The sequence below is a fragment of the Rhodococcus sp. NPDC056516 genome (assembly GCF_042794655.1).
Classification (GTDB): domain Bacteria; phylum Actinomycetota; class Actinomycetes; order Mycobacteriales; family Mycobacteriaceae; genus Rhodococcus_F.
Window position 1 is genome coordinate 157,584 of record NZ_JBHTTG010000003.1, and the last position, 19,662, is coordinate 177,245.

19 protein-coding genes and 1 riboswitch are annotated in these 19,662 nt (G+C 63.3%); of the genes, 6 read left to right on the top strand and 13 right to left on the bottom strand.

What is annotated here, in order from left to right:
- The first annotated feature begins 5 nt into the window (after positions 1 to 5).
- Positions 6 to 992 carry an LLM class F420-dependent oxidoreductase gene (locus ACFQ6Y_RS10005; protein ID WP_378631605.1) on the top strand — a complete coding sequence of 329 codons (987 nt, stop codon included), beginning with the start codon at positions 6 to 8 and terminating at the stop codon, positions 990 to 992.
- Positions 993 to 1,000: 8 nt separating this feature from the next.
- Here ACFQ6Y_RS10005 and ACFQ6Y_RS10010 read toward each other — a convergent pair whose 3' ends face one another.
- The 5 genes from ACFQ6Y_RS10010 to ACFQ6Y_RS10030 all read right to left on the bottom strand — a co-directional run bounded on the left by ACFQ6Y_RS10010 (position 1,001) and on the right by ACFQ6Y_RS10030 (position 8,023).
- Entirely contained in the window at positions 1,001 to 1,663 is a 663-nt protein-coding gene (locus tag ACFQ6Y_RS10010; protein ID WP_378631608.1) for a DUF3239 domain-containing protein, read from the bottom strand.
- A 73-nt stretch (positions 1,664 to 1,736) separates the two neighbouring features.
- Positions 1,737 to 3,815: a peptidase gene (locus tag ACFQ6Y_RS10015; RefSeq protein WP_378631611.1), complete on the bottom strand. Its 2,079-nt coding sequence runs from the start codon at positions 3,813 to 3,815 to the stop codon at positions 1,737 to 1,739.
- Between the two features lie 102 nt (positions 3,816 to 3,917).
- The gene (locus ACFQ6Y_RS10020) at positions 3,918 to 5,576 is read right to left on the bottom strand and encodes a DNA repair helicase XPB (protein WP_138872200.1); all 1,659 of its coding nucleotides are present in this window, start codon (positions 5,574 to 5,576) and stop codon (positions 3,918 to 3,920) included.
- A 177-nt stretch (positions 5,577 to 5,753) separates the two neighbouring features.
- Positions 5,754 to 6,833: an alcohol dehydrogenase catalytic domain-containing protein gene (locus ACFQ6Y_RS10025; RefSeq protein WP_378631613.1), complete on the bottom strand. Its 1,080-nt coding sequence runs from the start codon at positions 6,831 to 6,833 to the stop codon at positions 5,754 to 5,756.
- Complete coding sequence (locus ACFQ6Y_RS10030; protein ID WP_378631616.1) at positions 6,830 to 8,023, bottom strand: LLM class flavin-dependent oxidoreductase; 1,194 nt, start codon at positions 8,021 to 8,023, stop codon at positions 6,830 to 6,832. The genes ACFQ6Y_RS10025 and ACFQ6Y_RS10030 overlap by 4 nt, the downstream gene beginning before the upstream one ends.
- A 216-nt stretch (positions 8,024 to 8,239) precedes the next feature.
- On the opposite strand from ACFQ6Y_RS10030, the gene ACFQ6Y_RS10035 reads away from it, so the two are divergent.
- Together ACFQ6Y_RS10035 and ACFQ6Y_RS10040 are read left to right on the top strand one after the other, a co-directional pair.
- Positions 8,240 to 8,551 carry a hypothetical protein gene (locus tag ACFQ6Y_RS10035; RefSeq protein WP_378532265.1) on the top strand — a complete coding sequence of 104 codons (312 nt, stop codon included), beginning with the start codon at positions 8,240 to 8,242 and terminating at the stop codon, positions 8,549 to 8,551.
- Positions 8,552 to 8,605: 54 nt separating this feature from the next.
- Positions 8,606 to 9,256, top strand: a complete 651-nt coding sequence (locus tag ACFQ6Y_RS10040) for a TetR/AcrR family transcriptional regulator (protein ID WP_378446232.1) — start codon at positions 8,606 to 8,608, stop codon at positions 9,254 to 9,256.
- A gap of 410 nt (positions 9,257 to 9,666) precedes the next feature.
- Here ACFQ6Y_RS10040 and ACFQ6Y_RS10045 read toward each other — a convergent pair whose 3' ends face one another.
- Together ACFQ6Y_RS10045 and ACFQ6Y_RS10050 are read right to left on the bottom strand one after the other, a co-directional pair.
- Complete coding sequence (locus tag ACFQ6Y_RS10045) at positions 9,667 to 9,792, bottom strand: hypothetical protein (protein ID WP_007733507.1); 126 nt, start codon at positions 9,790 to 9,792, stop codon at positions 9,667 to 9,669.
- Positions 9,793 to 9,879: 87 nt separating this feature from the next.
- On the bottom strand, positions 9,880 to 12,204 hold the full coding sequence (locus tag ACFQ6Y_RS10050) for a helicase-associated domain-containing protein (protein ID WP_378631619.1): 2,325 nt from the start codon (positions 12,202 to 12,204) through the stop codon (positions 9,880 to 9,882).
- 60 nt (positions 12,205 to 12,264) lie between these two features.
- Between ACFQ6Y_RS10050 and ACFQ6Y_RS10055 the strand changes: the two genes are divergently transcribed.
- Complete coding sequence (locus tag ACFQ6Y_RS10055) at positions 12,265 to 12,453, top strand: hypothetical protein (protein ID WP_019744939.1); 189 nt, start codon at positions 12,265 to 12,267, stop codon at positions 12,451 to 12,453.
- 82 nt (positions 12,454 to 12,535) lie between these two features.
- On the opposite strand, the gene ACFQ6Y_RS10060 is transcribed toward ACFQ6Y_RS10055, so the two are convergent.
- Positions 12,536 to 13,099 (bottom strand): transglycosylase family protein, encoded by a 564-nt coding sequence (locus ACFQ6Y_RS10060; protein ID WP_378446234.1) that lies wholly within the window; start codon positions 13,097 to 13,099, stop codon positions 12,536 to 12,538.
- Positions 13,100 to 13,107: 8 nt separating this feature from the next.
- A riboswitch (cyclic di-AMP (ydaO/yuaA leader) is annotated at positions 13,108 to 13,328 on the bottom strand.
- 383 nt (positions 13,329 to 13,711) lie between these two features.
- Between ACFQ6Y_RS10060 and ACFQ6Y_RS10065 the strand changes: the two genes are divergently transcribed.
- A complete protein-coding gene (locus tag ACFQ6Y_RS10065; protein WP_378631621.1) occupies positions 13,712 to 15,109 on the top strand; it encodes a YncE family protein in 1,398 nt (465 codons plus the stop codon).
- 93 nt (positions 15,110 to 15,202) lie between these two features.
- Here ACFQ6Y_RS10065 and ACFQ6Y_RS10070 read toward each other — a convergent pair whose 3' ends face one another.
- Both ACFQ6Y_RS10070 and ACFQ6Y_RS10075 read right to left on the bottom strand, forming a co-directional pair.
- A complete protein-coding gene (locus tag ACFQ6Y_RS10070; RefSeq protein ID WP_003939919.1) occupies positions 15,203 to 15,592 on the bottom strand; it encodes a YccF domain-containing protein in 390 nt (129 codons plus the stop codon).
- Positions 15,593 to 15,625: 33 nt separating this feature from the next.
- On the bottom strand, positions 15,626 to 15,853 hold the full coding sequence (locus ACFQ6Y_RS10075) for a hypothetical protein (RefSeq protein ID WP_003940194.1): 228 nt from the start codon (positions 15,851 to 15,853) through the stop codon (positions 15,626 to 15,628).
- A gap of 215 nt (positions 15,854 to 16,068) precedes the next feature.
- Between ACFQ6Y_RS10075 and ACFQ6Y_RS10080 the strand changes: the two genes are divergently transcribed.
- The gene (locus ACFQ6Y_RS10080; RefSeq protein WP_007733502.1) at positions 16,069 to 16,482 is read left to right on the top strand and encodes a cold-shock protein; all 414 of its coding nucleotides are present in this window, start codon (positions 16,069 to 16,071) and stop codon (positions 16,480 to 16,482) included.
- An 87-nt stretch (positions 16,483 to 16,569) separates the two neighbouring features.
- Here ACFQ6Y_RS10080 and ACFQ6Y_RS10085 read toward each other — a convergent pair whose 3' ends face one another.
- The 3 genes from ACFQ6Y_RS10085 to ACFQ6Y_RS10095 form a co-directional block, all read right to left on the bottom strand.
- Complete coding sequence (locus ACFQ6Y_RS10085; RefSeq protein WP_225989529.1) at positions 16,570 to 17,037, bottom strand: DUF2771 domain-containing protein; 468 nt, start codon at positions 17,035 to 17,037, stop codon at positions 16,570 to 16,572.
- 26 nt (positions 17,038 to 17,063) lie between these two features.
- Positions 17,064 to 18,758 (bottom strand): MFS transporter, encoded by a 1,695-nt coding sequence (locus ACFQ6Y_RS10090; RefSeq protein WP_378446236.1) that lies wholly within the window; start codon positions 18,756 to 18,758, stop codon positions 17,064 to 17,066.
- Positions 18,759 to 18,827: 69 nt separating this feature from the next.
- The gene (locus ACFQ6Y_RS10095; RefSeq protein ID WP_378631624.1) at positions 18,828 to 19,658 is read right to left on the bottom strand and encodes a glutaminyl-peptide cyclotransferase; all 831 of its coding nucleotides are present in this window, start codon (positions 19,656 to 19,658) and stop codon (positions 18,828 to 18,830) included.
- Between the last annotated feature and the right edge of the window lie 4 nt (positions 19,659 to 19,662).

Genomic DNA, 19,662 nt, shown 5'->3' on the forward strand with positions numbered 1-19,662 from the left:
GCAGCATGCGATTCGGACTGTTCGTACCTCAAGGCTGGCGTCTGGACCTGGTCGGCATCGACCCCGCGAGGCAGTGGGAGGTGATGCGAGACTTCACGCTCCGCGCGGAGGCAGGGCCGTGGGAATCGGTGTGGGTCTACGACCACTTCCACACCGTTCCCCAGCCGACGGAAGAAGCGACTCACGAGGCGTGGACGTTGATGGCCGCGCTCGGTGCGTCGACGTCGCGTATCCGGCTCGGCCAGATGTGTACCGCCATGAGCTACCGCAACCCGGCGTACCTGGCCAAGGTCGCCGCGACCACCGACCTGATCACGGGTGGACGCGTCGAAATGGGAATCGGCGGCGGTTGGTACGAGCAGGAGTGGCGCGCGTACGGCTACGGATTCCCCTCTGCCGGTGAGCGTCTGGGTCGACTCGACGAAGGAATCCAGATCATGCAGCAGGCGTGGTCGAAGGGAAGTGCGACGCTCGACGGCAAGTACTACCAGGTCGACGGAGCGTTGTGCCGTCCACTTCCGTTGCAAGAGGGCGGAATTCCCATCTGGGTTGCCGGCGGCGGCGAGAAGGTCACTCTCAAGATCGCGGCGAAGTACGCGCAGTACACCAACTTCGACGGCACCCCGGACGGCTTCGCGCACAAGTCGGAGATCCTGAAGAAGCATTGCGACACCGTCGGTACCGACTTCGACGCGATCGTCCGTTCGGCCAACTACAACGTGGCCATCGGGGCGACGGAAGTCGAGGTGTCTCAGCGGTTGGAGACGCTGAAATCCCGACTGACGCCGTTGGTCGGCGAAGCTGCTGCGGATGCGTCGCTCGACGCCTTCCGCGGAATGCCGGCGGTGGGTACACCGGAGCAGATCATCGAGAACCTGTCGGCGCTCAAAGCACAGGGTCTCGAGTACGGAATTTTCTACTTCCCCGAGGCCGCGTACGACACGTCGGGGATCGAGATGTTCGAGAAGGAAGTACTGCCCGCGCTCGCGTAGCGGTACGGCTATCGCAGGGAGTCAGGAAGATCGGCCGGGTTGATCAGGACCCGGCGATCGGGGTGGGTGCGTACTTCTTCGGAATCGGGGATCCGGCTCTGCAGGAAGTTCCACTCGCTGGCACTGACAGCCGCGACAGCGCGTGCCAGCGCCGCCGAGTCCTTGGTTCCCCATTCGATCGGCATGGGGCTGACCATCTGCCAGGTGTCCGCCTTGCTGCGGGTGGAACGATCCGAACACAGTGCAACCGACGGAATGCGGTCGCCGACTCGCCACTTCGGATTGAGTCGAACATTGCGGCTGACGAGTGCGTACTTCGGTGCCCCAGCGGCCGGCTTCGCGATGTCGATCAGTGCGGTCAGCGTCGCCGCACGCGGGTGGACCTCGGTGACGATCGCCGGGACCAGCGGGTTGTCCGCATACAGAGATTCGACGCTCCCCACCTTGCGAGGTGCCCACACGGCCACCCACAGGGAACTGACCGCACCGATGACCAGGACTGCGCCGATGATGATGGACCACACCTCGCCCATGCTGATCAGCCAGGCGCCGACCGCGGCGAGGACGATCGCGAAGATCACCGCAGAAATCTGCAGGCGGCGTACGTCGGCCAGTGTGTCGTTGACCGACTTGGCGTGAGCCTTGTCGACAGTGAACTCGAAGTCAGCCACGAAAAATCCTTCGGGTGGTGCCGGACGATCTAGGACCGGCCCCCGATCGCCCGGGGACCGTCCACCAGCGTAGCTAGTTTCGCGCGCGCTCCCACATCTGCAGGTAAGCCTCGGCGCCGCGGCTCATGTCCTCGACGATGGTGTCGCCGTCGGCTCCCGCGGCGATGCGCATGTCCGCGATCCAGTCGGGAATCATCCCGTACTGCGCCACGCCGTCGGTGTTCACGTCGAAAACCCGGGTGCCGGCGCGCTGCTGGTCCATGACCGTGCCGTCGAAGGCGGTGTACGGATATTGCAGCGGGTTTTCGGCGGCGTCACCGCGCGGTGCGGCTTGGGGACCGAAGCCGTTGGTGTCGGCGCCGTAGCCGAAACCGAAGTAGTAGTTCTCGCTTCGCATTGCCCGCGCGTCGCGCCACTGGTCGATGAATCCGCGCTCTTCGGGCTTTTCGTCCGATGCGTCCAGTTGCCCGGCGTACAGGGCGACAAATCCGCCGAGCGCGTAGATCCGCTTGTACAGGCTCGGGTCGCTCCAACTGTGACTCGAGACGACACCGGAGTAGTTCGCAGCTTCGAGAATGTCGAGGGCTGCTTCGGCGGTCTTGACGCTCATGTGGTCGATGTCGACGATCATTCCTCGGTCCATCAAACCTCTGATCGTGTAAGCACCCAGGTCGGTCAGGCCGTGCGAATTGCATTGCGGACCAGAGGGGTACACCGGAAGCGTCACTCCGGGCGGGAGTACGGCGAGAAGATTCTGCGCGCCGTCGACCTTGGTGGGCAGCACGTTGTCCTCGGCAACTCCGGTGCAGGGTTCCGACTGCCAGAACTCCCCGGTGCCGAGGTAGTTGCCGATATTGACGGCCACGCCGGTAATTCCGCCGTCGAAACGAGCACCGCCGAGAGCGTTGTCGAACTTGTGCGTGACGATCATCTGCCGGACACCCAGGTCGTACAACTCGTCCAGACCGCGGTCGATGTCGTCCTCGGTGCACTGCGGAATCCCGTTACGCACAGAGCAACCGAAGGGTTCGGATACCTCCACCCCGAGGGTGACGGCCAGCTTTCCGTCGGCAGCCACCTTCCTGGCTTGTTCCGGGGAGCTCACGATGCGGAACCATCCGCGGCCGGGTCCGCCGTACTGGGCGTCGATGTAGTCCTGGAGTTCGCGTGTCTGCTGCGCCTGGATCCGGACGGTCTCCATCTCGTCGCAGGGATTTCGCTTGCTCGGATACAGCTCGCACAGGACACGGTTGGCGACAAAGAGATTGGTGAAGATTCGCAGTCCGCCGCGCCAGGCCCGCTCGACCCACTTGTAGTAAGTCTGCTCGTGCGTCAGCGAATCGTGAGCCGGCCAGTCGGCGAAGCTCGGCCAGCCCGTGGTGTCGTGAGTTTCGAAGGGATTTCCGTACGACAGAACATTTTCGAGGAGTGCCGGTATTCCGTCGGGTTGGTGGTCCGGGCAGTCGACGAGTGCAGCTGTGACACCTTGGGGGTCGAAAGGTCTGCCGCAGTGCAGGTTTCCACCCATGAACTCGGAAGCATTCATGTGCACGTGTGTGTCGATGAATCCCGTGACTTCACCGTTCGGCCCGATTTCTCCGGGAATACCGTTTGCACCCACTTCGGCTTCGGGGAAATCGGCACAGCCATCGCGGGGGACGAGAGTGAACGCAGATTCGGGAACGTCACCGGGATCGGACATCGTGAGCGTCGAATCTCGCGAGATCAGTTGACGGCCGTTCGAGGTTGCGGTCAGAACAAAGGACTCGCCGGTGGACATCACGGTCCAGTCGGTGGCTGGAGTTGCTTCGGAGGTGGCGAGAACGGAGTCTGCTCCGTCGTGCGAGAGCATCGACCCGTCCGGGCCGTACAGCATGAAACGACCCAACTGGGCCGCATGCAGGCGGAAAGGCTCGGCGTCGGCGGCTTTCGTGGCGTCGGTGAGGTACGCCGGTCCGCCCCGACGCACGAAGTCTCCGGACTCCGTGCGAAGCGCGTAGCAGCCGTTCGCAAGTGCATACACCGAGTTCTGCGCGGTAGGAGATGGGCTCGGTGCCGCCGCACTGACGCCGGTCGTGGCGACGACGACGGCGGCAGTCAGCAGCGAGATGGTTCCGGCGAGCCGACCCCGTAGACGTGGAACTGAGCGCATGGTGCTGGTGACCCCCGGCCGATGGACACGACTGTGACAGGGCACACTCTACAGGTAACTGGACGTATGTCCATTTATTTCTGGAACGCGTTGCAGAAATGCTCAGCCGATTGCAGGTCCGAGCAGGTCGTCGGCGTCGGTGATCCGGTAGGCGTAGCCCTGTTCGGCGAGGAATCGCTGACGATGTGCCGCATACTCCGCATCGAGAGTGTCGCGGGAGACCACCGAATAGAAGTGCGCCTGACCGCCGTCGTGCTTGGGTCGCAGGAGGCGCCCGAGTCGCTGAGCTTCTTCCTGTCTCGATCCGAAGGTTCCCGAAACCTGCACGGCGACAGACGCCTCCGGAAGGTCGATCGAGAAGTTCGCGACCTTGCTCACGACCAGCGTCTGGATCTCACCGTTCCGGAACTGATCGAACAGGATCTCACGTTCCTTGTTCTTGGTGGATCCCTTGATCACCGGGGCGTTCAGGGCTTCGCCGAGTTCGTCGAGCTGATCGAGATACGCGCCGATCACCAACGTCGGGGAATCCGGGTGCTTGGCCAGAATCGACTTCACGACAGCGATTTTGGTGTGCGCCGTCGAGCACAGTTTGTAGCGTTCCTCCGGTTCGGCGACGGCGTAGGACATGCGTTCGGCGTCCGTCATCGTCACGCGCACCTCGACGCAGTCGGCCGGTGCGATCCAGCCCTGCGCTTCGATGTCCTTCCACGGAGCGTCGTAGCGCTTGGGGCCGATGAGTGAGAAGACGTCGCCTTCGCGTCCGTCCTCACGAACCAACGTCGCGGTCAGACCGAGGCGGCGGCGTGACTGCAGGTCTGCCGTCATCCGGAAGACCGGCGCGGGGAGCAGGTGTACCTCGTCGTAGATCACCAGTCCCCAGTCCCGGGAATCGAAAAGTTCGAGGTGCTTGTACTCGCCCTTCGTGCGACGCGTGATCACCTGGTACGTGGCGATCGTGACCGGCCGAATCTCCTTGCGCTCGCCGGAGTATTCGCCGATTTCTTCCTCGGTCAACGACGTGCGGGCAATGAGCTCACGCTTCCATTGACGACCGGCAACGGTGTTGGTCACCAGAATGAGTGTGGTGGCCTTGGCCTTTGCCATCGCTGCGGCGCCCACCATCGTCTTACCGGCGCCACACGGCAGCACGACGACGCCCGAGCCGCCGGCCCAGAACGAATCCGCTGCCATCTGCTGATAGTCACGCAGTTCCCAGTGGCCCTCTTCGAAAGCGAGATCGATCGGGTGCGCTTCGCCGTCCACGTAGCCGGCGAGATCCTCGGCCGGCCAGCCGACCTTGAGCAGCATCTGCTTGAGGCGGCCGCGCTCACTCGGGTGCACGATCACGGTGTCGTCGTCGACCTTCTCACCGAGCATCGGCGAGATCTTCTTGTGCCGCATCACCTCGGTGAGTACCGCGCGGTCCAGGCTGACCAGGATGAGACCGTGCACCGGGCTCTTGACCAACTGCAAGCGTCCGTACCTGGCCATCGTGTCGACGATGTCGACCAGGAGAGGCTGCGGCACGGCGAACCGTGAGAACGAGACCAAGGCGTCGACAACCTGCTCGGCGTCATGCCCGGCTGCGCGCGCATTCCACAGGGCCAGGGGAGTGATGCGATAGGTGTGGACGTGCTCCGGGGCCCGTTCGAGTTCCGCGAAGGGGGCAATTGCCTGCCTGGCCTCGCCGGCACGCTCGTGGTCGACCTCCAACAGCAGCGTCTTGTCGGATTGGACGATCAACGGTCCGTCGGTCACGGAATCCTCCTAGTGAAACAAACGCGGCCACAGAGCGTTGCGCCGCGTTGTCGGCTGACGCCAACCCTGCCATTGTCCTGGTATCGGGGCGCAGACGCCAACAGGCGACGCTCGCACAGCCCGAACTAGGGGTGCCCGAGTGCGGGCACCCCTAGGTCAACAGGGCATGACCGACCGCTATTCCGGGCGGCCGGCGCCGGGTAGAACGAGGATCTTCACGTGTTCGTCGGGTGCGCGCAGAGCTGCGAAAGCGTCCGAGACACCATCGAGACCGACCCGGCCGGTGATGATCGCTTCGGCGTCGATCTCTCCATCGGCGAGTCTCTGCAGGGTGATGTCGTAGGCATTCTCGTAGGGGCCGTGACCGAAGTTGATCGAGATCCTCCGGAACTGCCCGACGACGGGAATGATCGTCTCGTCGCCGAACGGCGCAGCCAGCACCTGTATCCGCGAGTTGAACGGCAAGGTGCGCATCAGTTCCCCGATAGCCCCCGCCCGGCCGCTGCATTCGTAGGCGATCAGGATGCCGTTTGCGGCCTGACCGACGAGTGGGTTGCCCTCGGCGACCATCTGATTCCACAGTTCGATCGGATCCTGCTCGGCCGGATCGACGACGATGTCCGCGCCCATCTTCTCGGCGAGCTCGCGTCGTTTGGGGGAGGGCTCGGACGCGATGACGATCTGTGCTCCTCTCGCCTTCGCCGCGACGACGGCACCAAGTCCGATCGTCCCGCAACCGATGACGAGCGCCGAATCGGCCGAGGTGAGGCCGGACTGTTGAAGGTGCATCTCGCCGACGTGGAGAGGTTCGGCAAGTGTGGCGTGCTCGAGTGACAGGTGATCGGGAACTTTGCGGACCCAGAACGCGTCGACGACGATGTGGTCGCCGAACGCGCCGTGGTATTCGTTCGAGTAGCCGATGATCGTCGGGATCCCGGTGGCAGTGTCGGTGGCCAGGCCGATGCCCGCCACCCTGTCGTCGATCGCGAAATCGTCTACTGCAGAGCCGGTTTCGGAGACGATGCCCGCGTACTCGTGTCCCAGGACTACGGGGCGGTCGGGGTCGAAGGTGGCGAGCGGGTAGCCCCCGTCGTGTGCGACCTCGACGAACCGGCACGGGTCTTTCGACATGCTCAGATCACTGCCACAGATCCCGCAGGCGACGACGTCGATGCGGATCTGATGGGGTGCCAACGGCGGCGGGTCGGCTACCACCGCTACTGCGAATTCACCGTTCTGGAATCGGACAGCCCTCATGCGCGTACCGCTCCCGTCTCGGCGGACCGGCCGTAGTAGTCGGTGTGGGCTTTGGTGAGCGCTCCGACCAGCCCGCCGATCAGGTACTCGCGATTGTCCTCGGCGAACTGCATGCTCGCCTGACGCCCGACGTTCCGCTTCCGGAAGTGCGGGACCACCTCGGAGGCGAACAATTCGTAGCTGCGTTTGGTGTCCTCCCAGCTCGCCATGTCGACGTGAAGGATCAGGAACGTGCCGAACCCTCCCGTCTTCTCGATCAGGCGCTCGATCTGTGCGATCGCATCCTCGGGGGTACCGATGATCGCCTGACCGAACTCGCCGAGAGTGTCGTTACGCCACTGGTCGATGATCCCTGCCGGCGTATCTGCCCAGGCCGGGGTCTGGCCGGTCTGCCGATTCACGTAGGAGGCCATCGATCCGATCCGTCGGCTCACGGCGCGCTCGGCCTCGGCTCGGGTCTCTGCGATGAACATCGGATTAACCACCCGCCACGTCGCGCGGTCGGCGTGGTGGCCGTGCTCGGCCGAGACCTTCTCGTACACATCCCAGTTGCGATCCAGTGCGTCGAATCCGCTGGGTGAACTCGCCGCCAACGAGAGCAAGGAGAGGCCGTTCTTGCCTGCGAGTACCGAACCGTTGGGCGAAATCGTCGACGCTGTCACGGTCTCGATGCCATCCGCGCGGTACGTGGGCAGCTGTGCACGAGCATCACGCAACGTGAACCAGTCGGTTTCCATGTTGACGACCTCGCCGCGGAGCAACGCAAGGATGGCCTCGAGTGCTTCGCCCTGGCGGCGGCGCTGATCCGACGGGTTGATACCCATCATGTGTGCGTCGAGGGGGATCTTGCCCGGGCCGGTGCCGAAGATGACTCGCCCGCGGGTCTGCAGATCGAGTTGAGTGATGCGGTCGGCCGTGATCAGCGGGTGGTGATAGGGCAGGGACGTCACGCCCGTACCGAACTGGATGCGCTCGGTCCGCTCGGCTGCGGCGGCGATGAACATGTCCGGCGCGGGCACGATTTCGGCGCCGGTCGAATGATGCTCACCCATCCAGGCTTCCTCGAAGCCGAGGTGATCCAGGTGCACCATGAGATCGATATCGCGTCTGAGTTGCAAGGCGGGATCTGCGTCGAGCGGATGGTACGGGGCAAGGAAGGCTCCGAAGCGGATGGACGATGCGGACCACACGATGACATCTCCTGTCGACAGTGAAGTGATTTGGCTCACTCGCTCTGGTGGAGATGTCTAACATGGATCACCTGATCCAATAAGTTGAATCTCCCGCACAATGGGAGGTTTGTAATCACTTGTAGCTCAACGCTATCTGGTGTAGTCATGTCGTCTAATGTTGTTTCAAGTCGATCAACTAAACCAGGCATTGCGAGAAGGAGCGTTGAAGAGGTCATGCACTTGGACGTCACCATCACCCCCACCTCCTCGACCGTCGAACTGAACGGGGTCGACGACTTCACCAGTCTCTCGGTCGTCGTAGGCGGCGACGATCAGTCCGAGACTCTGCGTCGGGTATTGGAACCGTGGGGGGAACTCGAGGACGATCACGTCTGGCTCGACATTGCTCACCTGGAACAAGCCGTCGCGGCCCAGGTCGGAAACGCGCAGTGGAGGCAGAAGTTCTCCGCGATGGTGGACTACGCGCGCGCCCACGGCTGGGTCGATCGCGACAACAGGGTGCGGGCACACCGTGAATCACTCTGACTCCAGGGTCAGCGCTTCGGAGAACTTCGGCGAGCCCGTGCGAAGCTCGTTCGTATGACCGACTCCAGGCAGAACCGACAAGGCGACGCGACGCGCATGCGCTTGCTCAAAACTGCCGAGCGGCTTTTCGCGACAGAGGGATTGGATGCAGTCTCGTTGCGCTCGGTCAACGCAGCAGCCGGTCTCGGTCCGTCGTCTGTCCACTACCATTTCGGCACCAAGGACGACCTGGTCGCCGCGGTGCTGCTGGACATGGGAACGTCGGTGCGAGATCAGATCAGCGCGAACGTGGACGCCCTTGCCGCCGAACAGACGCCGCCGACGGTCGAGGCACTGGTACGGGCTGTCACCGCGCCCTACGAGGCGTTGCTCCTTCGCCACCGCACGCGGGGAATGCGATGGATCAGGATCGTCACGCAGATCTCGCAGCCGCAGATGTCACGACCAGGGCATCCCGCCCTCGAGGCGACCGAGCTGCACCTTCGCGATCACCTTCTCGACCAGGTCCGTCGTACATTTCCCGCTACCGATCCGGAAAGGCTCGAGACGCGCTGGGCGATCGCCTTGATGGGCTTCCTCCAAGCATTGAGCCGGGCCGACGATTGGAGCGGAAGTGGCAAGCCGCTCGCGCCGGAGCGACTTGCCGACTTCTACGAGGATCAGGTCGTCTTTCTGATCGGTGGCGTGCGGCAGTTATTGGGATGAGTTCCTTATTTTTGCGCGACGACAGACTTTCGCATTTCCATTACATGAGTAATAGCCTCGGAAATTCCGGATCGATAACCGATATTCTTTTCGGAATCGCCCGGAGTGGAATCAAGCTCCGATTCGAGTCTCGTTTGAATGCGGTCCAGGGTGTGGATTGTTCTTTTCACGATAGTTAATTCTCTTTCTGCGGAGAATCCGAAAGTAGTATTCCGGACTGCCGAGCGTGTTCGTCGAGGACGCAGAGTGAAGCGAGGGTCATGCCCGCTGCGTAGCCGCGCGAGCGTGCGTCAGTTCCTCGACTACGTGACTTGAACAGGTTGAATGTTTCGTGCAGGTGCACGAGGGTGTCGGTGGGGGCCGGCATTGGTCAGCTTCGCAGTCAGCTCGTCTTTCTCTGGACTGTGCTGTCAGCTCCGCTTTCTCTTACGAATGAACTCCGAAGACTCCGCAGTTTTCGCCCGCTTTTCCGCGCGGCGTTCTTTGATCGACTGAGCGGGTTTCTTCATGTTTTTACCCGGCGCCTTGTCAGCCATTGTCGCTCCTCATTTTTCGAAGTGGCAATCACAAACTGACCTCGACCATACTTCATTTACAGAAAAAAGCCAGTTGCTTCTTTTCTGCTACTTTTTTCCGGAGTCGACGGGGCTGACGGAAGTAATGCGGTGCAACGTGAAACGGCGTACCGCACCACTTGCCGGGTCGAACGCGTCCAGCTGTCCGCCGCCCACGCTGACGGGGTCGACGATGCGATGGGTCGCCACCCCCTGGGCGTCGACGTACCCGATGTTGACGCTGGAATTGTCTCGTGCCGCCGTGGCCAGCAAGGCGATGGTGGCTGCGTTGTTCTCGCGCGAACCGTCCGTTCGAACGCCGCCACGGCCGGGGGCGGAAGCGCGGTCGCCCGCCCGCATCGTGCGTACCAACGACGCCAACTGATCCGCCGACGGGCTCGCAGGCATTCTCGACGCCGGTCGGCTGCGACGGTTCGGTACGCGAGCCCCGCGTGGGCGAAGATCGACCAGCGTTCCCGAGGAGTCTTCACCGGCCGGCGCAAATCCGGCTGCGCGCAATTCGGCCAGGACCTCGCGTAGCGGGGCTTGGGAGATCGCGACCGTGGGAGCCAATGCGCGCAATGCCAGGGACTCGGCCACCGCCGATGCGAGTACCTCCGCCAACAGTGATGCGTCCTCGCACCGGATGAACGACGCTGCAACCCCGGCACGCAGTCGTCCGTGCCGACGGGCAACATCGTCAATCAGATACGAAAGCGATTGGGGGACAGGTGTCTTCGATTTCGAAGCGAACATGGCATGCAGTTCGGTGGCCGTCAGGCCGGCGTCGAGAGCACGCCGCACACTGTCCTCGCTGATGCGGTACATGGACGCCGATCCTGCCGACTCGATGTCCGCGACCAGGCTCACCTGCTCGAGCAGGTCCGGTACGAGCGGACCTGGCGCAACCAATGTCAGATCTGCCTGGACCAGGATGTAGTCGATGGGCTCGGGTAGCGCGGACTGCATTTCGGCTTCGGCGTCCCCGCCGTGCAGCAATGCTCGACCCGGGGACGACAAAGCGCCGCGGGCTACCAGTCCGAGCGCGGCGGCCTCGTCCAGAGTTCGCTCGATCGCGAAGGTCCGAAGGCGCCCGCTCCACCGCGGACGTCGCCACGCCAGCAGCCGACTGACCTCGACGGCCGACGCAGTCTGACCACTGTCGAGTTCGGAGAGCAACCCCAGAATGGCCTGACGATCTCGCGGAGCGGCCGGTGCCCGGCCCTCCTCGGACAGTGCCGCGATCGGCTTGTCGGTGGAATCCCGCAGCCCGATCATCCACGGAACGCGCGGTACGTCCACCCAGGCGGACGCCAGGACCTCCCACCGTCGCGCTGTGGACGCGTTCAGCCAGCCGTCGACGGCGAGTGTAGGCGTCCAGTATTCGTCAGCGTTGTCCGAGATCGGCGCCGGGTCGGGCGTTCCGCTCGCGATGAGTCCGGCTGCCGAGAGCAATTCGACAAGCAGGCTCACTCGCGCTTCGTCGAGATCGGCAGTCTTGGCCACGCGTCGTAGTTCTCGAACGCCGAGTCCACCGGCTCGCAGGGCGGGGGCCGGTGCTGCTCCCAGAACTGCGATCACGTTCTCGCATTGGCGTACCAACTCGAGCGCTTCGCCGGCTGCTGCGGCGTTCACGTCCGCCGGTTTGAGTTTGTCGCCCCCAATGACCGGTGCGGTCAGTGTCGTCGGATCGAAAACCGGCTCGCCGCGGATGACCTGACGAACCGTCGCCGGAAGTTCGACTGTCTGCTCGTCGAGCCACCGCAGCAGGCCGGCTGCCAGCAATCGCTGAACCGGGCGCTCGGGCGGCGTTCCCGGGGCAGCGTCGCGGGTACGGCCGATCGGGCTGGAGTTGGCGAGAGTCTCGAGGAGATCCCGTTCCCGGGTGTCCAGAGCGTCGAGGGCCGCCGAGATCTCGGTCTCGGACATCGCCTCGGCAGGTTCGAGGGCACGCCCCACACGCCAGGGAATCATCCCGATGACTGCCGGGACGACGCTGATGGGATCGACACCCCAGATGAGGGCGGACTCGCGCATCTTCGACAGTGACTTGTCGACGGCCTTCTTGGTGACCTTGCCCTTGCCGGTCAGGGCGCGTTCGGCGATTGCACTGTTGAGCTCCGCCCGCGTCATCGGAGTTTCCTCGGCGCCGGCCAGCGCCAACAATTCGAGAAGACCGAAATCGAGGGTGTCGAGTTCGTCTGCGGCTCGGCTGACCGACGCGCGTTGCTGCGCCCGACCGCTGAGAACCACCATCGTGCTCGGCGGCGGCACGGCCAGATCGGGGCGCAGACGCATCAACTCCGTCAACTCGGCGTCACTGCGCGCCGAGAGCCAATCGGTCAGACTTTCGGCTGCGGAACTGCCCGCCGGGGTGCCACGTGTTTCGGTCATCAGGTATCAGATTAGAGACCTGGTCTGTACGGCGTAACGGCGTCCTGTCAAAATGACTTCGTGGCCAACAATTCGAAGCAACACTATGTAGATCCAGGATGGCCGGAAACTGCAGACGGAGATCACGCAGTGACCGAATTGTCATCGACCCGTGCAGGTGGACTTTCACCCTTCGGCGAGGACACCACCTTTCCGGTTCCGGTGGAGTCACTCCCTTACGTGCACCCGCACACCGTCATCAACCGATAACAACTCGACACGAAGAAGGCCCGCACCGATTCGGTGCGGGCCTTCTCTAGTTCGAGCGTCCGAGCGGACAGTCTTGCCGGTTTTACTTGAGGAACGTCTTCGCGGTGTCGGCGACTGCGAGGATCTGCGGGTCGACCGGGATGCCGTTGGCCTTGGCGAAAGCGATTGCCTGATCGATGGCGTCGGCAACCGGGTGTGCAACGGTCTGAGCGACCTGCTGTGCCGGAGCCGGAGCTGCCTGAGGAGCCGTGGTGGCCGGAGCGGAACGCTCGGTGGCGCCGCTGCTCAGTCCGAGGCTGGAGGAGCAGGACGGCCATGCGCCCCAACCCTGGTTTGCGAGAACACGCTCGGCAACAACGATCTGCTGCTCGCGAGAGGCCTGGTTTGCGGTGGCTGCGTACTGTCCGCCGCCGTGTGCGTTCCACGTGCTGGGGGAGAACTGCAATCCGCCCTGGTAACCGTTGCCGGTGTTGATGGCCCAGTTTCCGCCGGCCTCACACTGGGCGAGACGATCCCAGTCGGAGTCGGGGGCAGCGTTTGCGGTTCCGGTGGCTGCAATTCCTGCTACGCCCATGATGGCGCCGGTGACGGCGACCTTGGCGACAGTGCGGCCGGTGGTGGTGGGCTTGCGATGGCGTCCGCTCATGATGGTCGAAATCCTCTCCACACGCGCCTGCGAGGTCAGCTGTCGGGTTCGGGCTGAGAGGTCGCCCGGCCTCGCCTTTCCTGGCTGGAAAGGGTCTGGCTTCACCCCAAGATCCGGTCTTGCGACCGAACCGGTGTCCACTGGAGAACTTTTCTGTTCTCACAGAGGACTTTGGGTCCCCCGTCCTCGTCCCTGGAATGCTCTGTCGGAAGTCCGGTACCCGCGGGACAAGGCTTGGCGCGGCGGGCCGGAGGTGGCCGAGTTTCCCGGCCGAAAACGACGGTAACGGCTCGAGTCTCTCGTGTCACCATTTGATAACGCGGCGTGGCGAAAGACGTACAACGCGTCACACAAAGCGCAGGAGACTCTTCCCAGGTAGGTGGGGGTGCCTGAGTGAATGTCCGGTTGTGTCCGTTCCGTTATCCATCCGTAATGTGAGCAAGGTCACACGTTATCTGGAAATAGGAATCCGGGCGATTGAGAGGTGTGTCGATCCAGGCCGGTGGTGTGGCCTGTGTCTCAACATCCGAATAGAAACTTAGGTTAGGTTTGCCTGACTTGTCCTGAATGGGCAGGGTTCGCAGAGTCTTCCAAAGAAGTAGGGCACCCCTCATGAAACTGCAATACCGTCGGCGCGCGGTCACCGCGTCACTCGCCGTCGCCGCTGCTGCTGTCGGCCTGGCCGTCACTGCTCCCGCTGCACACGCCTCACCCGAGGATCCGACACACGGTGTTGTCGGAAGCTATTCCGCAACCCAGCCCGGCGACATCGTCGTCGACTCGGCAACCCACCGCGGATACATCACGCAGTACGGCGGACCGACCAGTTCGTTGTCCGTCGTCGACACGAACACGGGCAAGTCCGTCGGCAGCATCGACGGTGTCGTCGGTTACCCGTCGGCACTTGCCGTGGATTCGGACCTCGGACGCGCGTACGTGTCCTCCTCCTACGGCGGCGCGATCTCGATTGTCGACACCAAGACCGGCAAGGTCGAAAAGACGGTCACGCTGAGCGAGAAGAACCCCGACGGCTCGCGGCCACAGATCAACGATGTCGTCGTCGACCCCACAACACACCGCGCGTACTTCTCGGACTACAAGTCCGGCAACATCCGAGTCGTCGACCCCAACGCCGCCGACGCCGTGTCGAGCATTCTGGTCGACAAGTCGGCAACGCCGACCAAGCTCGCCTTCGACAGTGTCCGCGGCTTCCTCTACATCGCGGACACCAACTTCTTCGACGAGAATTACGGCCGCACGCTGTGGCAGGCGGACGTACGCAAGGGCGGAGCACTCAAGTCGATCGTGCGTGCCGACAACCTCTACCCCGTCGACGTCGATGTCGACACGAACACCGGCAACATCTACATGACCGACACCCGGGCAACCAACCTGTGGGCGATCACCCCGGGCGGCGCGGTTCTGTCGAAGACCACGCTGTCTCCGACCGCGATTCCCAACGGCGTGATCGTCGACTCTGCGGCAGGCATTGCATATGTCGCCGACGTCATGAACGGACACTTGTGGTCGGTCGATCTGACGACGCGCGCCACTACCGCTCTGGCCGATACCAAGGTTCCGGCACTGGAGAAGGTCAAAAACCTCGCGCTCGACACCTCGACCGGCGCCATCGCGTCGACGACCAACGGGGGCAAGGTGACCGTAGTTGCTGCGTATCCGCTGCCCGCGACCGTCGAACTGCCTGCCGCTCAGGTCGGTAAGGCGTATTCGCAGAAGCTCACTGCCGCTGACACGCGCGCAACCTTTGCACTCACCAACGGCACTCTGCCCGGCGGACTGTCCCTCGCACCGGACGGCACCATCTCGGGAACCCCCACTGCTGTCGGCAGCGTCACCGTCGAGATCACTGCGAAGAGCGTGCTTTCGCGTGCTTCGAGCGTGACCGTCGTTGTCTCCGAGGGCCCGGTCGGCCCCGTTGATCCGGGCAACCCGGGCACGGGTACCGGTTCGCTCGGTAACCTCCCCGGACTCGGTAGCCTCGGCCGCTGATCCGACCTGATAGAAGAACCCGACCACAGCACCTGCCGTGGTCGGGTTCGTCTGTCTGCGAGGCCGATTACGAGCAATTGACGCGGTCCACGGCTATGCGTAATTGACGCGGTCCACGTCGACGATCTCCTTGCCCAGTGGCATCAGCGAGATCGGAATCATCTTCAAGTTCGCGACGGCGAGTGGAATTCCGATGATCGTGATTGCCATCGCGACGGCGGTGACGATGTGTCCGATCGCCAACCAGATGCCGGCGATGATCACCCAGATGACGTTGCCGATCATCGAACCGACACCGGCGGTCGGCTTGTCGACGACGGTCTTACCGAACGGCCACAGCGCGTAGATGCCTATGCGGAACGCTGCGATTCCGAAGGGAATCGTGATGATGAGGATGCAGCAGATGATGCCTGCGGCGAAGTAACCCAATGCCAGCCAGAAGCCGCCGAACACCAGCCAGATCACGTTCAGGAGGATTCTCATGGTCAGTGACCTTTCGGTTGGAGGCGGGAGAGATCAGCGCACGCGTCGACCGGATCTCAGCGTGTAGACGATGGCGAGAAGGAAGCCGATCGGGCACGCGAGTGCGACGAGATACAAGGCCAGGCCGGGCGGAGTGTCGCTGAAGATGTGGACCGCGAAGATGGCCACGATCGCCAGGAATCCGACGATGAACAGTGCCATCGCCGTACGGAACAGACCGTTTCCGGTGCCGGAAGTGCGCGGGTTCGGTTGAGGGTCCACACCTATGAGGATAGTGCCTGTAAACCTGGGTGCCGACCCGGGTTCGTCACAGGTAGACTGTTAACAGACTGCGCGCCCCGCTGAAGCAAGTGTGGGGCGCGTTCTTTTGCATTCTTCCACCGGAAGCGATGCGAGCAAGGCCATGAGGCTCTTCCGAGAGCCTCCCGAGCACATTGGGGCAGATGCCCCAGTCGAGTGATGAGCAGGTGAACGCGGTGCCGACCGGCAAGGTGAAGTGGTACGACGTCGAAAAGGGTTTCGGCTTTCTGTCGCAGGAAGAGGGCGAGGACGTCTACGTCCGAGCTTCCGCTCTCCCCGAGGGCGTCGAGGGCTTGAAGGCCGGCCAGCGCGTCGAGTTCGGCATGGCCGCAGGTCGACGCGGTCCGCAGGCGCTGAGCCTGAAGGTGCTCGAGCCGGCACCGTCGTTGCGCGGCGCTACGGCGACCCGTCGTGAGCCCGTCGAGCGTAAGCACACCCCTGACCAGCTGCACGGCATGGTCGAGGACATGATCACGTTGCTCGAGGCGAAGGTCCAGCCGGATCTGCGCAACGGCAAGTACCCGGACCGCAAGACCGCTCAGCGGATCTCCGAGGTCGTCCGGGCCGTCGCTCGCGAGCTCGACACCTGATCGCTTCGATACGAGCTGCCATATACAGCTGCTGACAAAATGCCCTGCACACCAATCGGTGTGCAGGGCATTTTCATGGTCCGGGGATCAGGCGGTCTTGATCGACCAGATCAGCAGTCCCTGTTCGCTTCCCTCACCGACGGCGAGGTGGATTTCGACGCCGACCAGTTGCTTGACGGGATCGCTCGAAGATTCGACCGTCACGGCCAATGCCTCACCAGGCTCGAAGACTCGGGGCTCGCCGGTCTGGTTGCCGTCGGCATCCTCGTAGACGGCCAGCAGTGCCCACTGCGCATCCGAGACGTCAGTCGACAACGACAGCTGCAGCGGATAGCCCGCGGGAACGTCGAGGGCGTAGATGTCGCCCACCTGGGCGCACTGGGACAGATCGATGGTGCAGAACCCGGCAGGGTTGGTCTCGATCGTCTTGCCGTGTGCGTATGCAGTGATGACCGGCAGCTTCTCGGGGTCGTCGTTGATGTTCTTGATGATCACGAAAAGAACGGAGACGTAAGCAACCAGTGCCACCACCATCAGGACACTGATCGCTGCCACGATCTTCTTTGTTCTCGAGCGCATCATCACTGCGGAGTACTTCCTTGTCCTCGGTTGGATTTACCGGTGTAAATCACTTCGGTCACTTCTTGTTCGGCCAGATCGGGTCGCTTCCCACCGAGGCCGGGCAGGAGGCTGCTTCCTCGGTAGCTCAGGAAGGTCTGTAGGAGACCGATCGTCAGGAACACCGATACAACAGTGAACCCGATCCAGTATTCGGTCGGAAGCAGAACCCCCAATGCGCCGCCGAGTACCCAGCTCAACTGCAGAACCGTCTCCGATCTGCCGAATCCGGACGCGATCGATTCCTCGGGCAGGTCGTGCTGGAGTGACGCGTCGAGCGAGACCTTGGCGAGTGCGCTGGCGGCCGAGGCGATGAGCGTTGCCAGGGCGGCGGTCATCAGGTTGTCCGTCAGAGCGGCGATCACGGCGATGATCCATACCGAGGCCGTGCACCGAAGCACGATCAACGCGGGCCGGCCGAGCTTGAGGCGAGCGCCCGCGGCATTGCCGGCGAAGTTACCCAGACCGGCGGCTGCGCCGACCAAGCCGAGCATCATGGCTTGCTGGAGTGGCTCGTGATCGGTACGCGACTTGGCGACGAACGCGATGTAGAGCGTCAGAAAGCCGGTGAGCACTCGGATGGTTCCGTTGCCCCAGAGTCCGATGATCACGGCCCGTCCGAGAGGCTGACGGACCTTGGCCGGTTTCGCGTTCGGCTGTGGTGGGGCGCTGCCGGCGTGATGTGCCTCGTCCGGGTGGTAAGTGATGGTCGCGGGAACCTCACCCTCGGTGACCTCGACCCACGACGGGATTCGCATGCTCAGATATGCGCCGAAGACGGTGACGGCAACCGCGAACCACAAGGCTCCGGTGGAACCGAAAGCGAGGGCGAGCGCACCCGCGACAGCGCCGGCCCCGATCGTTCCACCGATCAACCCGAAGACCGTCAGACGCGAATTGACTCGCACCAGGTCTATTTCCGGTGGTAGCACGCGTGGAGTCACCGCACTCTTGAGTACCGAGAACGATTTACTGAGCACCATCATGCCGAGCGCCGCCGGATACAGAATCCAGCTGTCGAAGTTGAAGACCAGGATCACCGCGAGGAGCGTCCGGACTCCGAACGACGACGCGAGCGCGATTCGGCGGCCACGCTGCAAGCGGTCGAGCATCGGACCGATGAGCGGCGCGATCACGGCGAACGGCGCGATCGTGATCAGGAGATAGAGCGCGACCTTGGTCTTGTCCTCGCCCGTCGCGGCCGAGAAGAACAGCGTGTTGGCGAGGGCGACGGAGATGGCCGCGTCGGTGGCATTGTTCGTCATCACCGCGTAGGTGAGAGCGGTCAGTCCGGACTTGTCCGCGCCGTCGGCCTTCGCTGCGCGCTGGAATGTCGCGATGCCCTTGTTCGTCAGTTCACGGCTGCGCATCGCTGCGACGCGGGTGACGGTGAGCTTGCGAGGCATCGGGGGAGCCTTGGGAGCGTCCGCACCCGGTGCCTTCGAACCGGACGCGGAATCGGAGTCTCCCCGTGATTCCGGGATCGGATGCAGCGGCGGCAAAGGCGTGCGACGGGCAGCGGGACGGGCCGAAGGCGGGTAGTTGTCCGGGCGGGCCGCGGGTGGGTAATTGTCGTAACCGGGGTGCACCTGTTGCCCCTCCGGCTCGTCGTGGATTCGCCGAGTTTCGGGGTCGTAGGGTTCGCGCGGTCCGGTCACCACTCAATTCTGTCCTAGTGTCGGCGCGGCTACCACGCACACCCCTGCGAGTCCTGTGTCATGTCGGACTCAGTTAACAAAACGGACTTCGAACATCTGCGGCCAATACTTGCCGGTGAGCAGGAATCGATCGGTACCGGGAATCTGCGCGATGCCGTTGAGAACGTCGACGGTGCTGGTCGATCCGTCCGTGACGAGTTCTTCGCGGAGCGGCGACGCGTCGTACACGTTCGTGACACTGCCGCCCGACGGGTCGATTCTGACGACGGTGTCCCTGGTCCAGACATTGGCGTAGACGGAGCCGTCTTCGGCGCATTCCAGTTCGTTCAGTTTGCCCACGGACTCCGAAGACCTGGTGACATCGATCGTGGAGATCGCCGCGAAGGTTTCGGGATCGCGGAAGGTCAACGTGGCCGAACCGTCGCTCGAGACCAGCCGATCCCCGAGCGAACAGATTCCCCATCCCTCGGTGTCGAGTGGGAACCGCCCTCGTTCGATCAAGGTGTCCTTGTCACGAGCGATGGCAACGCCGTCTTTCCAGGTGAGTTGCCACAGCGTGTCTCCGGCGATCGTGATGCCTTCACCGAACAACGGCGGGTCGAGATCGGCACGTGCAACCTCCGGTCCCGAAGCGGGTGCCTGCTCGTCCGAGATCTCACTCGAGCGGACCCAGGACTGCCCGACGCGCCCGGTACTTTCGTAGAGACGATTTCCGTCGATTTCGAGGCCTTGCGTGAACGCGTCGGGGTCGTGCGCGGACACTCGAACGATCTCGACGGAGCCGGTTTCGGTCGTGAGGTTGTCGGGAGGGCTGGGGGAATCGGAGCACCCCGCCAGCGCCGACGCGATCACGGCGACCGCTGCGAAACTGCGCACGGAATTGGCGTGTGACCTACTCATCTGC